The sequence below is a fragment of the Citrobacter sp. S55_ASV_140 genome (assembly GCF_018919505.1).
Classification (GTDB): Bacteria; Pseudomonadota; Gammaproteobacteria; order Enterobacterales; family Enterobacteriaceae; genus Citrobacter; species Citrobacter werkmanii.
The window spans coordinates 32,028-44,968 of sequence record NZ_JAHLQZ010000004.1 but is presented as its reverse complement, the minus strand read 5'-3'; the positions used below and the strand labels follow the sequence as shown (position 1 = coordinate 44,968).

The 12,941-nt window shown below is 49.8% G+C and carries 12 protein-coding genes and 1 pseudogene; 6 read left to right on the top strand and 7 right to left on the bottom strand.

Annotation, left to right across the window (positions count from 1 at the left end):
• Position 1: 1 nt before the first annotated feature.
• The gene (locus KQJ18_RS01600; protein ID WP_137347171.1) at positions 2-349 is read right to left on the bottom strand and encodes a DUF488 domain-containing protein; all 348 of its coding nucleotides are present in this window, start codon (positions 347-349) and stop codon (positions 2-4) included.
• A gap of 198 nt (positions 350-547) precedes the next feature.
• On the opposite strand from KQJ18_RS01600, the gene KQJ18_RS01595 reads away from it, so the two are divergent.
• Complete coding sequence (locus KQJ18_RS01595) at positions 548-1,255, top strand: CTP synthase (RefSeq protein WP_087857705.1); 708 nt, start codon at positions 548-550, stop codon at positions 1,253-1,255.
• A gap of 37 nt (positions 1,256-1,292) precedes the next feature.
• Here KQJ18_RS01595 and KQJ18_RS01590 read toward each other — a convergent pair whose 3' ends face one another.
• Positions 1,293-2,480 (bottom strand): CynX/NimT family MFS transporter, encoded by a 1,188-nt coding sequence (locus KQJ18_RS01590; protein ID WP_150344944.1) that lies wholly within the window; start codon positions 2,478-2,480, stop codon positions 1,293-1,295.
• A gap of 99 nt (positions 2,481-2,579) precedes the next feature.
• Here KQJ18_RS01590 and KQJ18_RS01585 point away from each other — a divergent pair.
• Positions 2,580-3,372: pseudogene (locus KQJ18_RS01585) on the top strand (helix-turn-helix transcriptional regulator); the annotation flags it as partial.
• On the opposite strand, the gene KQJ18_RS01580 reads toward KQJ18_RS01585, so the two are convergent.
• The 5 genes from KQJ18_RS01580 to yeaG form a co-directional block, all read right to left on the bottom strand.
• Positions 3,355-3,801: a DUF441 domain-containing protein gene (locus tag KQJ18_RS01580; RefSeq protein ID WP_085049524.1), complete on the bottom strand. Its 447-nt coding sequence runs from the start codon at positions 3,799-3,801 to the stop codon at positions 3,355-3,357. The pseudogene KQJ18_RS01585 and the gene KQJ18_RS01580 sit on opposite strands and share 18 nt — an antisense overlap.
• A 136-nt stretch (positions 3,802-3,937) precedes the next feature.
• Complete coding sequence (locus tag KQJ18_RS01575; protein ID WP_038640035.1) at positions 3,938-4,441, bottom strand: YbaK/prolyl-tRNA synthetase associated domain-containing protein; 504 nt, start codon at positions 4,439-4,441, stop codon at positions 3,938-3,940.
• A 44-nt stretch (positions 4,442-4,485) separates the two neighbouring features.
• Positions 4,486-5,976 carry a diguanylate cyclase DgcJ gene (gene dgcJ, locus KQJ18_RS01570; protein WP_087857702.1) on the bottom strand — a complete coding sequence of 497 codons (1,491 nt, stop codon included), beginning with the start codon at positions 5,974-5,976 and terminating at the stop codon, positions 4,486-4,488.
• Positions 5,977-6,130: 154 nt separating this feature from the next.
• Complete coding sequence (locus KQJ18_RS01565; protein ID WP_085049522.1) at positions 6,131-7,414, bottom strand: YeaH/YhbH family protein; 1,284 nt, start codon at positions 7,412-7,414, stop codon at positions 6,131-6,133.
• A 202-nt stretch (positions 7,415-7,616) separates the two neighbouring features.
• Positions 7,617-9,551, bottom strand: a complete 1,935-nt coding sequence (gene yeaG / locus KQJ18_RS01560) for a protein kinase YeaG (RefSeq protein ID WP_038640044.1) — start codon at positions 9,549-9,551, stop codon at positions 7,617-7,619.
• Positions 9,552-9,984: 433 nt separating this feature from the next.
• Here yeaG and KQJ18_RS01555 point away from each other — a divergent pair, with 433 nt between their 5' ends.
• From KQJ18_RS01555 to KQJ18_RS01540, 4 genes are all read left to right on the top strand, one after another.
• Positions 9,985-10,731 carry a MipA/OmpV family protein gene (locus KQJ18_RS01555; RefSeq protein ID WP_038640047.1) on the top strand — a complete coding sequence of 249 codons (747 nt, stop codon included), beginning with the start codon at positions 9,985-9,987 and terminating at the stop codon, positions 10,729-10,731.
• A gap of 571 nt (positions 10,732-11,302) precedes the next feature.
• Positions 11,303-11,545, top strand: a complete 243-nt coding sequence (locus KQJ18_RS01550) for a hypothetical protein (RefSeq protein ID WP_038640050.1) — start codon at positions 11,303-11,305, stop codon at positions 11,543-11,545.
• Between the two features lie 10 nt (positions 11,546-11,555).
• Entirely contained in the window at positions 11,556-11,906 is a 351-nt protein-coding gene (locus KQJ18_RS01545; RefSeq protein WP_042308899.1) for a hypothetical protein, read from the top strand.
• Positions 11,907-12,086: 180 nt separating this feature from the next.
• Positions 12,087-12,941, top strand: a complete 855-nt coding sequence (locus KQJ18_RS01540) for an aldo/keto reductase (RefSeq protein ID WP_204577986.1) — start codon at positions 12,087-12,089, stop codon at positions 12,939-12,941.

Genomic DNA, 12,941 nt, shown 5'->3' with positions numbered 1-12,941 from the left:
GTTAGCATTGACGTAGCCATTCAGCCAGCACCAGCGCGTGGTTTTGCTGAGTATTCTTCGCCGCATACAGTAGCGTTAAGGTTTGCTGCCGGGCAATTTCTGCGAGGCGCTTCCCTTCCTGCTGCCGTTGGGCCAGTTCGCTACGGTACTGCTGGGAGAAGTGAGAAAAATCAATCAGCTCTGCGTGGAATGCTTTACGTAAATCTGATGACGGCGTCAGCGCTTTATTCCATTCATTGAAAGCAAGGTCGGTCTTTTTTATCCCCCGTGGCCACAACCGATCGACCAGAACGCGATAACCATCGCTTGTTTCTGCCGGGTCATACACGCGTTTACACTGAATATTCATCTTTTCATCCGCTCCATTAAGCCGCCGCGTTGGTATTTAGCATCATTTTTATGACGGTTAAATAAGATCCTAAAACGTGACCATTATAGCATTTTGCCAGCCTGGACTCCCAATTTAAGGGATTGTGATACCGATGAAAAGTCGGTAGGCTGAGGCTCCTTATGTTGTCCCTTATTGTCTGGACATAAGGAAACCTTAATGGACATTTCCCCGATAAAAGATACGCTTCGCATTGCGCTGGTGGGCGATTACAACCCCGATATTGTGGCGCACCAGGCGATTCCCCTTGCCATTGATGATGCTGCTGCCGTGCTGGAGTTAGTGGCTGATTATGACTGGCTAACCACTTCTGATATCAACAGCAGCGAAGATCTGATTGGCTATGATGCAATCTGGGTCGTGCCAGGCAGCCCCTATCGACACCCGGAAGGGGCGCTGATTGCGATACGCTACGCACGCGAGAACAGCATTCCATTTTTAGGCACCTGTGGTGGTTTCCAACACGCCATACTGGAGTATGCCCGAAACGTGCTGGGCTGGAGTGATGCCGCGCATGCTGAAACGGATACCGCTGGGCGAATGGTGATCGCGCCGTTGACCTGCTCGTTGGTTGAAAAAACGGATGATATTGAGCTCCGGGCCAATACGCTGATTGCGAAAGCCTATGGACGCGATGCTATCACGGAGGGGTATCACTGCAATTATGGTGTGTCGGACGCTTTTGCCACCGAGCTTGAGAGCGGCGATCTCCGGGTGACCGGTTGGGATGATGCCGGGGATATTCGTGCTATTGAACTGGTAACGCATCCTTTCTTTGTTGGCACACTCTTTCAACATGAACGTGGCGCGCTGGCGGGAAAACCCGTGCCGTTAGTCCAGGCGATGCTCCGCGCGGCGCGGGGATAAAATGCCGGGCAGGAGGTTAGCTAACCTGCCCGCGACATTATGCGTTCGCGATCTCCCGATCGCGCCCAGCGCACAGACCAAACACGGCCATCAGCATCGCTAACACGGCGACACCCGCTAATGGAATCAGCCAGCTACCGTTGAGGTCGTGAATTTTACCCATCAAGGGCGGCCCGCAGGCGGCCAGTAAATAGCCGACAGACTGCGCCATTCCGGACAACGCCGCGGCCTGATGTGCGGAACTTGCGCGCAGGCCAATGAAGGTCAAGCCGAGGATCATGGTCGCACCTGAGCCAAAGCCAAACAGAATGGTCCACAGCAAGGCCTGGTCGGGCAGTATGGCGAATCCCGCCGCGCCAACGGCGCACATTACTGAAACCAGGGCGGCGATGGCACGCTGATCCTTAAATCTGTTCAGGACGAGGGGAATCAATAACCCTGGCGCGGCGGTCGCCAGTTGCAGTAAACCGTGCAACGAACCGGCCTGCGCCTCGCTGTAGCCGTGGCTGATTAAAATGGCGGGCAACCAGCCGATGATCACGTAATAGATAAGCGAGTTGATTCCCAGAAACAGGGTCACCTGCCAGGCGAGGCCGGAGCGCCAGATAGCACGGGAATGTAATGCGCGTGAGTTACTCAGGCTGGCATTGCCCGTCTGACGACACTGGGGTAACCAGATAACCAGCGCCAGCAGCGGAAAAACCATCAGTACCATCAGTGCGCCGCGCCAGCCAAATCCATTTAACGCCAGCGGAACAACCATGGCTGAACCCAGCGCCGCCGCTGCGCCCATGGTCAGCGAGTAAGCGCCAGTAAGTTTTGCCACATGCTGGGCATAATCACGCTTAATCAGCCCTGGCAACAGGACATTTCCCAGGGCTATTCCGCACCCGATGATGGCGGTGCCGCTAAACAGCAATCCCGGTGAGGGCAGCGAGCGTATCGTAATACCTGCGCAAATCAGCAGCATAGCGGCAAACAGGCTGCGTTCGATGCCCCAGCGGCGCGCAACGGCTGCGGCCAGAGGGGATACCAGCGCGAAGGCCAGCAGCGGAAGGGTGGTCAACAGTCCCGTTTGGGCGGTACTCAGACCGTAGTCGGCACGAATTGCATCTAACAGCGGGGCGGCGCCGGTAAAGGTAACGCGCAGCGTGGTGGCAATCATCAGGATACCCGCGATCAGCAAAGCAGCGTTTTTACCGCGGGAGGAAGGCGTATTTATCATTTTTTTCTCATCTTGTCAGGCGAGGCGATACCTTAGCGTTTTTACGCCATGAGTGAATCAAGTTAAAATGACAGTTTATCGCTAAAATCGGACATTCTTATGTTGGGACTAAGATTGGATGGGTATGAACCTGACCTTCACCATGATGCCGCGGTGGCGTTCTGCATTCAGGCCCGGGAAGATGAACTCTTTAGTCCGCTGCATCAGCATCGTAAGGGGCAGTTGATTCTGGCTTTGCATGGCGCGATTACCTGCGAGGTCGAAAATGCCATGTGGATGGTACCTCCCCAATATGCGGTGTGGATCCCTGGTGAAATTCCGCACAGTAACCATGTAACCGTAGGCGCACAATTGTGTTTCTTGTTTATTGAACCTCATGCCGTCGTGATGCCTGAGCGTTGTTGTACGCTAAAGATATCTCCCTTGTGCCGGGAGCTCATTCTCTCGCTGGCGTCGAAAACGGACGACCAACGATTGGAACCGTCAACTCAGCGACTGACGCAGGTGTTGTTTGATGAACTCCCGCAGCAGCCGCAGGAGCAACTGCAGTTACCGGTTTCCGATCATCCGAAAATCCGCAGAATGGTCGCGACAATGGCGCGAGAGCCTGCCCAATGGCAGACGCTGGGGCAGTGGGCCGACGTATTTGCAATGAGTGAGCGCAACCTTGCCCGGCTGGTCGTCAAGGAAACGGGATTGAGCTTTCGCCGCTGGCGTCATCAGTTGCAGTTGATTCTGGCGCTGCAGGCGCTGATCGATGGTCATAATGTGCAGCAGGTCGCGCAAATGCTCGGTTATGATTCAACCACCGCATTTATCACGATGTTCAAAAAAGGCCTGGGGCAGACCCCAGGCCGTTATCTGAGCTGACTTGCTACTGCTTCCCAACAATCAACGAGACCAGACCTGCAGCAATAAGCGGCCCCACCGGTACGCCGCGAAACAGCGCCACGCCCAGCACCGTACCGACCAGTAAACCGGCCACAAGCTGGGGCTGGCTGCCCATCAACGTGACGCCGCGCCCGCCAAGCCAGGAGACAACCACGCCGACGGCAATCGCGACCAGTGATTTCCAGTTTACAAAGGAGTGAATGAGCGTGGAGGGCGGTAGCGTTCCGCTGGCGATCGGTGCCATTACGCCGATAGTCAGAATAATAATCCCGATGGTCAGTCCCTGTTTTTCAATCCACGGAAAGAACGTATTCAGAGGGGTTACACGGACGATGATCAGCACCAGAATTGAAACAGCGACAGTGGTGTTGTGGCTGACAAAGCCCAGAGCTGCCAGTCCGAGGAGGATCAGCAGAGTGACATCAAACATCGTAGTTTCCTTGCCAAAAGAAAAAATAAGCCTGCTTACTGTACGCGTAAACGCGTGACGGAACAGGCTTTATTTAATAATTATGATTTTTTTGAGCTAATGCACGATGCGGCGTTATTTACTGCTAACTCGGCTGTTATTGAACGCGGCGGAACGAAATTAATTCCGGTTGTGCAATTCGCAGGTAATCAGCAGTATCCATGATCACGGATTTTTCCAGCATTCCGGCATTGAACGCAATTTCAGTAAAACGTTCAAACAACAGCGGATCGGCGACCAGTTTGAGATTCGGATGGAAACTAAATGGTGGGATGGCGCCAAATACGCAACCCGTCAGTTCATCGACTTCCGCCGGGCTGGCGAGCGACGCTCTCAACCCGCCGATATGGCCGGCCAACAGGCTCAGGTCGGCCTGCTGGTCGGCAGAGAGAATCGCCAGAACATGCTGATTAACGCCGTTACCCTTTACTTTACAGACCAGCGCTTTTGCGCCCTGGCCCAGTGCAGTACCGCGAATTTCAGAGACCGCTTCACATTTGCCGACGGCTTCATGGCTAACCACGCGATACGTCGCGCCTTGTTCTGATAATAACGAAATTAAACGCTGATGCGTTGCGTTACCTTTGTTCACTTCCGTCATGACTTGCTCCTGGTACAACAATGAAAATCCTGGCTGAAAAATGATTACGCATCGGTGCGTTTTTTCTGTTTGTTCAGATAGAGTTGGGCATCCGATGCTTTGTAAGCATCATCAATGGTGTCGTTTGGCTGCATATTATAAATTCCGGCAGAGAAGCTGATTGATATATCTTGCGCAATAATTTGTAAGTTGTAGCGAATCCGTTCCAGCACGCGGTGTGTTAATTCACTGGGATGATCGATGAGGATAATGCAAAATTCATCCCCGCCGAGTCGGATAGCATAGTCGCTTTTGCGAATCGAGGTTTGAATGGCTTTAGCCAGAAGGGTGATAATGCGATCGCCTTCCTTATGCCCCAATGTGTCATTAATCACTTTAAGCTTATCGCAATCAATGGCGATAAAGGTCACGAGGGTTCCCGTGTTGACCAACTGCTGCAAACGCTGTTCGAGCATCGGCGTCAAAATTTTACGGTTATAGAGTCCGGTCATCGCATCGCTGATATTTTCCCGCGTGACGTTGTGATACAACCGAAAATGAGTTCTGACCATATTCAGCAGCAATATCGTTGCCAGAAGATAAAAGGCGAATATTTTCCATGATGAGACGATAAAGTACATAAAATCAAGAGATAACGTGACGCGTATGCCGCCAGGGATGTCCTTCTCGTAGTGAACGTAGCGGAATAAATGGGTCTCACTTTGGTGAACAATAATCTCTTTTCCTGAGCTGATATCCGAGAGCGTCACGTTAAGAAAACGCCAGACGAGAGGGCGGTCGCTGGTATAAAAGATATTTTTTAAATTTTCTTTGTTAATATCCACCATCACCACGCCTTTTAGCTTACCGGCATAGTAGACCGGCGTTAAAAAACTCATCACCTTTTTCTCGGTCAGGTTATCCTCATAAATACTGGAGATCACCGTACGACCAGTGAAAATACCGTCAATATCATTCTGATCGATTCCCAGCGAGCCTTTTTGCAAAAATGTCCAGTTGTGTATCGCAAATTTCCGTGAGTCGATCAGGTCATAGAAATAGACGTAGTTATTTTTCAGATCGACGTAGTAGCGAAATTTATACTCCAGCGTCCCTAATCCCTGCCCATAATCCTTTTGCAGGCGATTGACGTTCACCGCCCGGTCAAAAGAGGGTAACAGGAATACGTCTTCAAGTTGCCCGCTACATTTCGTAGAGGTGGTCTGCAACGTACCGTGTAATGGCAGATAATTATGCGCTGTGAGATTGAGCCCATGTGTACCGTTAACGCTATCGAAAGCATCGCAGAACGCTTTTTGTTGTTCGACAGATGCGGGTCCCTTAGGGGATGAAAATGTGCGCATCAGATGGGCTGCAATACTCTGATTGGTGTACTTATCATAGAGAAAGGAGGAGTCGGCTTTCTCATTGATATAGCGCATATAGGCATTCATTGCCTTATCGCTGGCAATGAGTTCATAAACTAAAAAAGAAGATGTCAAAACAACAACGCTGACTGAGATAAAGAGCCTGAGCGCTTTATGATGCAACTTCATAATGAATTACAGCCCATAGGTTAGAGATGCGATTTTACCACATGCTCCACATTCGCTCTAACGAAGCGGCGGGATAAACCATTGCAAAATGTCACGATCATGATACAGGGTAATGTAATCAGCCGAAGCCTGAGCCTCGGCCGAAAGTGGTTACTTAATTATTGCTGGTGGTACTTTGCTTATGAAACAGTTCGCGGAATACCGGATAAATATCATCCTGATCGCGGATATGCTGCATCGCAAAATTTTCAAAGGTTGATTGCAGATGTTCATATTCACGCCATAAGGTCTGGTGCGCGCGGCGGGTAATTTCGATATAGCTGTAATATCGCACTACCGGCAACAGTTTTTTCGCCAGAATCTCATGACACAACGGTGAATCATCCGCCCAGTTATCACCATCCGACGCCTGCGCGGCATAGATATTCCACTGAGCAGGGTCGTAGCGGTCTTTCACCACTTCATCCATTAACTTCAGCGCGCTGGAGACAATAGTTCCCCCGGTTTCCTGAGAGTAGAAGAACTCATGCTCATCTACCTCTTTCGCCTGGGTGTGGTGGCGAATATAAACCACTTCCACGTTCTTATAGGTGCGGCTTAAGAACAGATACAGCAGAATATAAAAACGCTTTGCCATATCTTTGGTCGACTGATCCATCGAACCGGAGACGTCCATCAGACAGAACATCACCGCCTGGCTGGAAGGATCGGGCCGTTTTTCATAATTCTTGTAGCGTAAGTCAAAGGTGTCGATAAACGGCACGCGTTCGATTTTTGCCCGTAGTTCGGCAATTTCTTTGCGTAACCGTTCTTCTTCCAGCAACTGAGCCGGTTCACTTTTCTCGATGGTCTCAAGATCCGCTTCGAGCGCATGCAGTTCGCGACGCTTACCTGCCGTCATTGCCGTGCGACGCGCCAGTGAATTTTGCAGGGAGCGCACCACGCTGATGTTGGCCGGCACACCGTTAGAGGTAAAACCAGCCCGGTGCGTTTTGTACTCCGTTAGCTGACGCTGCTGATTCTGTTTAAGGTTTGGCAGTGCTAAATCTTCGAAAAGCAGATCGAGATATTCATCTTTAGAAATCTGGAAGACGAATTCATCCTGACCCTCGCCATCCTGACTCGCCTGGCCTTGTCCGCTTCCCGAACCGCCGCCTCCGCCCTGTGGACGTTCAATACGGTCATTCTGCACAAAATGGTCATTACCCGGATGCACACGATGGCGCAAGCCACCGCGCCCCTGATGAAACATCGGTTCGCTAATATCATCAGTCGGAATAGAGACAGATTCGCCGCTATCCACATCAGTCACCGAACGCTTGTTAATGGCCTCGGAGATCGACTGTTTAATTTGCGATTTATAACGGCGTAAGAAGCGCTGGCGGTTTACCGTGCTCTTGTTTTTGCCGTTAAGACGCCGGTCAATAAACCAGGTCATAAGCCCCCCGTACTGCATTTGCCAACTTACGCTTCATCCTTCAAGTTGTCTCCGCGTTGGCTGCATTCGCTCACCCAGTCATGTACTTATGTACGCTCCTGGGAATTCACTCATTTGCCGCCTTGATACCTCTTGAATGATTTCGCGTACAGAAGAAATATTGGCCCGGTAAACGGATAAATTTTCCGGGCCATTTATGCTCTTAAGACGATTTACGTACGCGCAAATACCATTCGCACAGTAAACGCACCTGTTTACGCGTGTAGCCTTTTTCCATCATACGGTCGACAAAATCGTCGTGTTTTTTCTGCTCGTCAGTCGAGGTTTTGGCGTTGAACGATATAACCGGCAGCAACTCCTCGGTATTGGAGAACATTTTCTTCTCAATCACCGTGCGCAGTTTTTCGTAACTGGTCCAGTTTGGATTGCGACCGCTGTTATTCGCTCTGGCGCGCAGAACAAAGTTGACGATCTCGTTACGGAAGTCTTTCGGGTTACTGATACCCGCTGGCTTCTCAATTTTTTCCAGCTCTGCGTTCAGCGACTCGCGATCGAACAGTTGACCGGTATCCGGGTCACGGTACTCCTGATCCTGAATCCAGAAATCCGCATAGGTGACGTAACGGTCGAAAATGTTCTGTCCGTATTCGGAATAGGATTCGAGATAAGCTGTCTGAATCTCTTTGCCAATAAATTCAGCATATTTCGGGATCAGGTAGCCTTTCAGGAACTCAAGATAACGTTCTGCCTGCTCCTGAGGGAACTGTTCACGCTCGATTTGCTGTTCCAGGACGTAGAACAGATGCACCGGGTTCGCCGCGACTTCGGCATGATCAAAGTTAAAGACGCGAGAGAGGATCTTAAACGCGAAACGCGTGGACAGACCGTTCATTCCCTCATCGACCCCGGCGTAATCCCGATACTCTTGATAGGATTTCGCTTTTGGATCGGTATCTTTCAGACTTTCGCCATCGTAAACGCGCATCTTCGAGTAAATGCTCGAGTTCTCAGGTTCTTTCAGACGAGAAAGAATGGTGAAACGGGAGAGCGTTTCCAGCGTGCCTGGTGCGCAAGGCGCATGGGTCAGCTCACTGTGATTAAGCAATTTCTCGTAAATTTTGATCTCTTCGGAGATCCGCAGGCAATAAGGCACTTTGACAATGTAAACACGGTCAAGGAACGCCTCATTGTTTTTGTTGTTGCGGAACGTCACCCATTCGGACTCGTTCGAGTGGGCAAGAATAATTCCGTTAAACGGCAGGGCAGAGATACCTTCCGTCCCGTTGTAGTTACCTTCCTGGGTGGCGGTCAGCAGAGGATGCAGCACTTTAATCGGTGCTTTAAACATCTCTACGAACTCCATAATCCCCTGGTTAGCGCGGCACAACGCTCCCGAGTAACCGTAGGCATCAGGATCGTTCTGGGCGTGGTGTTCGAGTTTACGAATATCCACTTTCCCGACCAGCGCAGAGATATCCTGGTTGTTTTCATCGCCAGGTTCCGTTTTGGCGATAGCGATCTGCTCCAGAATAGACGGCCAGACTTTGACGACGCGGAATTTTGTAATGTCCCCGCCAAATTCGTGCAGGCGTTTCGCCGCCCATGGCGACATGATCGTCCCGAGGTAGCGACGCGGGATCCCATACTCTTTTTCCAGGATCTGCGCATCTTCCTGTGGATTAAACAGGCACAACGGATGATCGTTAACCGGGCTACGTTCGCCATTGGCGCTCAGGACATAAATCGGAACTCTCTGCATCAGCGACTTGAGTCGCTCAGCGAGAGATGATTTCCCCCCTCCCACAGGCCCCAACAGATACAGAATCTGTTTCTTCTCTTCTAACCCCTGAGCTGCATGTTTCAAATAAGAAACAATCTGCTCAATGGCATCTTCCATGCCGTAAAACTCTTCGAAAGCGGGATAGCGTGCAATTACCCGATTCGAAAAGAGTCGAGAAAGACGAGGTTCGTGGGCAGTGTCAACCATGACAGGCTCACCAATAGCCATTAATAGCCGCTCTGCCGCGTTGGCATAAGCACTGCGATCTTGCCGACAAGTGGTAAGAAACTCCTGCAGCGTGAACTCTTCGTCCTTGGCAGCTTCGTAACGCTGGCGATAGTGATCGAATATATTCATGGTATGCCGTCCTTTCGTTTTTTAGCACATGTTAAGAGCCGTTCATATGAATAGTAGAGGCCCCTGAAGAGGTAAACTGAACGACGTCGCTGCTGAAGAAATAAGCAACTCTCATGCCATTTTGATGGTCAGGAGATCAACGTATTCGGTGATACACCTTCTAAAATTAAGCGTAGATGGCATTTGCAAAACTTGCCTGGGTGCGCAAATGAATTTCAATGGCATATCAATAACTCATCAGCAAAAAAAGCACATCTTATGTAAAGAAATGGGGCGGGATTCATGTGGTGTTCACTATCCTGCAAGCAAAATGTCATCACTCGCTGAGAAATTAGGGGGTTACATTCCTGGACTAATACGTAAAATAGTTGGGCTGAAGCGTATTGGCGGTTACACTTTGACCGCTACACATTTGAATAAGGAATTATGGATTGTGACCAAACTCAAACTTCTGGCACTTGGCGTGCTTGCCGCAACCGCAGTTAGCACCGCACACGCGGAAAGTCAGTGGACTGTTGGTGCAGGTGTCGGCGTGATTAACAGCCCGTACAAACAGTATGACCGCGATGTTTATCCCGTTCCGGTTGTCACCTATGAAGGCGATAACGTCTGGTTCCACGGTCTGGGTGGCGGCTACTATCTGTGGAATGATACGGCAGATAAGCTCTCCATCATGGCGTACTATGATCCGACGCATTTCAAGCCGGGTGACAGCGACAGCCATGCTTTGCGCCAACTCGACAAGCGTAAAAGCAGCCTGATGGCTGGCCTCTCGTATGTACATAACACCCAGTATGGTTTCCTGCGTACCGCTCTGGCGGGTGATACCCTGGATAATAGCAACGGCTTTATCTGGGATCTGGCCTGGCTCTACCGTTACACTAACGGTGCGCTGACTTTGACGCCGGGTATCGGTGTGCAGTACAGCAGCGAAAACTACAACGACTATTATTATGGCGTGTCCAATCACGAGTCTCGCCGCAGTGGTCTGAAAAGCTACAGCGCTGACGATGGATGGGATCCATACCTGGAGTTGACTGCAAGCTATAACTTCCTTGGCAACTGGAACGTATACGGCACTGGCCGTTATGTGCGTTTGAGTGATGAAGTGAAGGATAGCCCGATGGTCGATAAATCCTGGTCTGGCATCTTCTCGGTGGGTGTAACCTACAAGTTCTGATGCTATTGCGTGTCAAATACAAGCCTGCAGAGATGCGGGCTTTTTTATGCTTCGTGGGGATGAATATTGATCTAAAACATGAGATTGCATTTTTATAGTGGTTTTATGTTTCGCCTGGCCGTAACGATTATTTAACCTGGTATTTCTTTTGCCGTTACTAAAAATAAACCTCTCATTTTATTAGCCTGATAGCTATTGTTTTTTTCATGAGGTAATATCGTTATGTCTTAATGATTTATTGCTCTGGTCTGTCGTTTTCTGGGTTTATAATTTATTGATAATACTGTGGTTTATTGTATTGCGATGCGCGGAATATTTATTCTCAAGTGGCATAAAGATAACTGATAACTATTTTGGCTTATTTTGAATGTTAACTTTCAGGTGAAAAAATAAAAAATTAATCATTTGTTTTTATTTTACATCCTTTAGGTATTTGTCTGAAAAAATTAAAATTGACATTAAATATCCTATTGCCGATATTCATTAAACTTTAAAAGTAATGATAGCAACTCTCGTGGTAAGGCCTTAAATATGCCACGGGGATATCTTGAGTAAAAACCTGGTATAAATAATGAAAAAGTTAATCATGATAGCTGTGATGGGCGGGGTCCTGGCTGGATGCACCAGCGAGGCTTCACGCATGAGTGCATGCGAAAACAAAGGGATCAGCCGCGATGCCTGCTACATCGCCGAACAAAACCGTCAGGCGACAATCAATGCCGCGGCTGAAAAACAGGCCCTGGAAAACGCGCAAAATCTGTATAGCTCTGATGGCACCCATCCCGACCATCACCACAAACACGATAAATACTAAGGTTTAACTCATGAAGAAATTGATTATTATCGCTGCGCTGGTGGCTTCATCTGCTGCGCCTGCTTATGCTATCAGCGAAGCATATCGTCAGCAATTACAGCATGAACACAAAACTCAGGTCAGCGACGCTAATGCCCCGGTGCACGCCAGCAAAACCACATCCGTGCATGTGAATAAGCTGGGCGTGGACTTTAAACGTGGCGCTGATGGTATTGCATATATTAATGGCAACCCTGCGGCAAATGATGAAAATAATGCCGATGCACAAACTTACAGTGCGGGTTTGATTTCCGTCATTGTCTATAAAAACGGAAAAATTAACGCCATGAAAGAGGGCAAATATTTAGGTCGGTTGAAATAAGCGCTGGCTAGTGAAAATTTTGCATTATTTAGGTCCGTGATCTGCATCAGATCCCGGGCCTTTGACTTTAATCGCATTAACGGGCGACACGCCAAACTATGATGGTGCAATTTGTGCACCATAACAGGACACATGTCTGTTGTTTTGCTTTACTGTGGTGCATTAACACAGGAGGGTGCGATGACAGCGAAACAGGTGATGTTTACGGAGCAGGTATCGCTTCCTGCGATTGGGCAGGGAACATGGTACATGGGCGAGGATTCAGCCCGACGTCGGGATGAAGTCGCCGCGTTACGGGCTGGGCTGGATCTTGGCCTGCGATTGATTGATACAGCCGAAATGTACGCAGATGGTGCAGCGGAAGAGGTTGTTGGCGAGGCGCTGTCAGGTCGGCGTGATAGCGCTTTTTTAGTTTCGAAGGTTTATCCATGGAATGCCGCGGGCAAGAAAGCGATTGCCGCCTGCGAAGCCAGCCTGCGTCGTTTGAAAACCGATTATCTGGATCTCTATTTGTTGCACTGGACGGGAGACTTTTCATTTGCTGACACCGTCGACGCTATGGAAACGCTTATTGCGCAGGGCAAAATCCGCCGCTGGGGCGTCTCTAATCTTGATTACGATGATATGCAGGCATTATGGCAGGTTGCAGGTGGACGACACTGTGCAACTAATCAGGTGCTCTATCATTTAGCATCACGCGGCATTGAATATGATTTACTGCCATGGTGCCAGCAACAGCAGATGCCGGTTATGGCCTACAGTCCGCTGGCTCAGGCAGGACGGCTCCGGGGGGACTTGCTTTCTAACCCTGTGGTCAATGACATTGCGCGCGCCCACAATGCCAGCGCTGCGCAGATTTTACTGGCATGGGTTATTCGTCTTTCGGGGGTGATAGCCATTCCGAAAGCCGCGAATGTGGCGCATGTCGAACAGAATGCCGCGGCACTGGAGATAACGCTCTCTGCCGATGAGCTGACGCAGTTAGATAAGGAATATCCGGCGCCAAAAGGTAAAACGGCGCTGGATATGGCCTGA

What these genes read in the sequence shown, in the direction of transcription:
- KQJ18_RS01600 (WP_137347171.1), bottom strand. Translation starts at nt 349, where the DNA reads ATGAATATTCAGTGTAAACGCGTGTATGACCCGGCAGAAACAAGCGAT.
- KQJ18_RS01595 (WP_087857705.1), top strand. Translation starts at nt 548, where the DNA reads ATGGACATTTCCCCGATAAAAGATACGCTTCGCATTGCGCTGGTGGGC.
- KQJ18_RS01590 (WP_150344944.1), bottom strand. Translation starts at nt 2,480, where the DNA reads ATGATAAATACGCCTTCCTCCCGCGGTAAAAACGCTGCTTTGCTGATC.
- KQJ18_RS01580 (WP_085049524.1), bottom strand. Translation starts at nt 3,801, where the DNA reads ATGTTTGATGTCACTCTGCTGATCCTCCTCGGACTGGCAGCTCTGGGC.
- KQJ18_RS01575 (WP_038640035.1), bottom strand. Translation starts at nt 4,441, where the DNA reads ATGACGGAAGTGAACAAAGGTAACGCAACGCATCAGCGTTTAATTTCG.
- dgcJ (WP_087857702.1), bottom strand. Translation starts at nt 5,976, where the DNA reads ATGAAGTTGCATCATAAAGCGCTCAGGCTCTTTATCTCAGTCAGCGTT.
- KQJ18_RS01565 (WP_085049522.1), bottom strand. Translation starts at nt 7,414, where the DNA reads ATGACCTGGTTTATTGACCGGCGTCTTAACGGCAAAAACAAGAGCACG.
- yeaG (WP_038640044.1), bottom strand. Translation starts at nt 9,551, where the DNA reads ATGAATATATTCGATCACTATCGCCAGCGTTACGAAGCTGCCAAGGAC.
- KQJ18_RS01550 (WP_038640050.1), top strand. Translation starts at nt 11,303, where the DNA reads ATGAAAAAGTTAATCATGATAGCTGTGATGGGCGGGGTCCTGGCTGGA.
- KQJ18_RS01545 (WP_042308899.1), top strand. Translation starts at nt 11,556, where the DNA reads ATGAAGAAATTGATTATTATCGCTGCGCTGGTGGCTTCATCTGCTGCG.
- KQJ18_RS01540 (WP_204577986.1), top strand. Translation starts at nt 12,087, where the DNA reads ATGACAGCGAAACAGGTGATGTTTACGGAGCAGGTATCGCTTCCTGCG.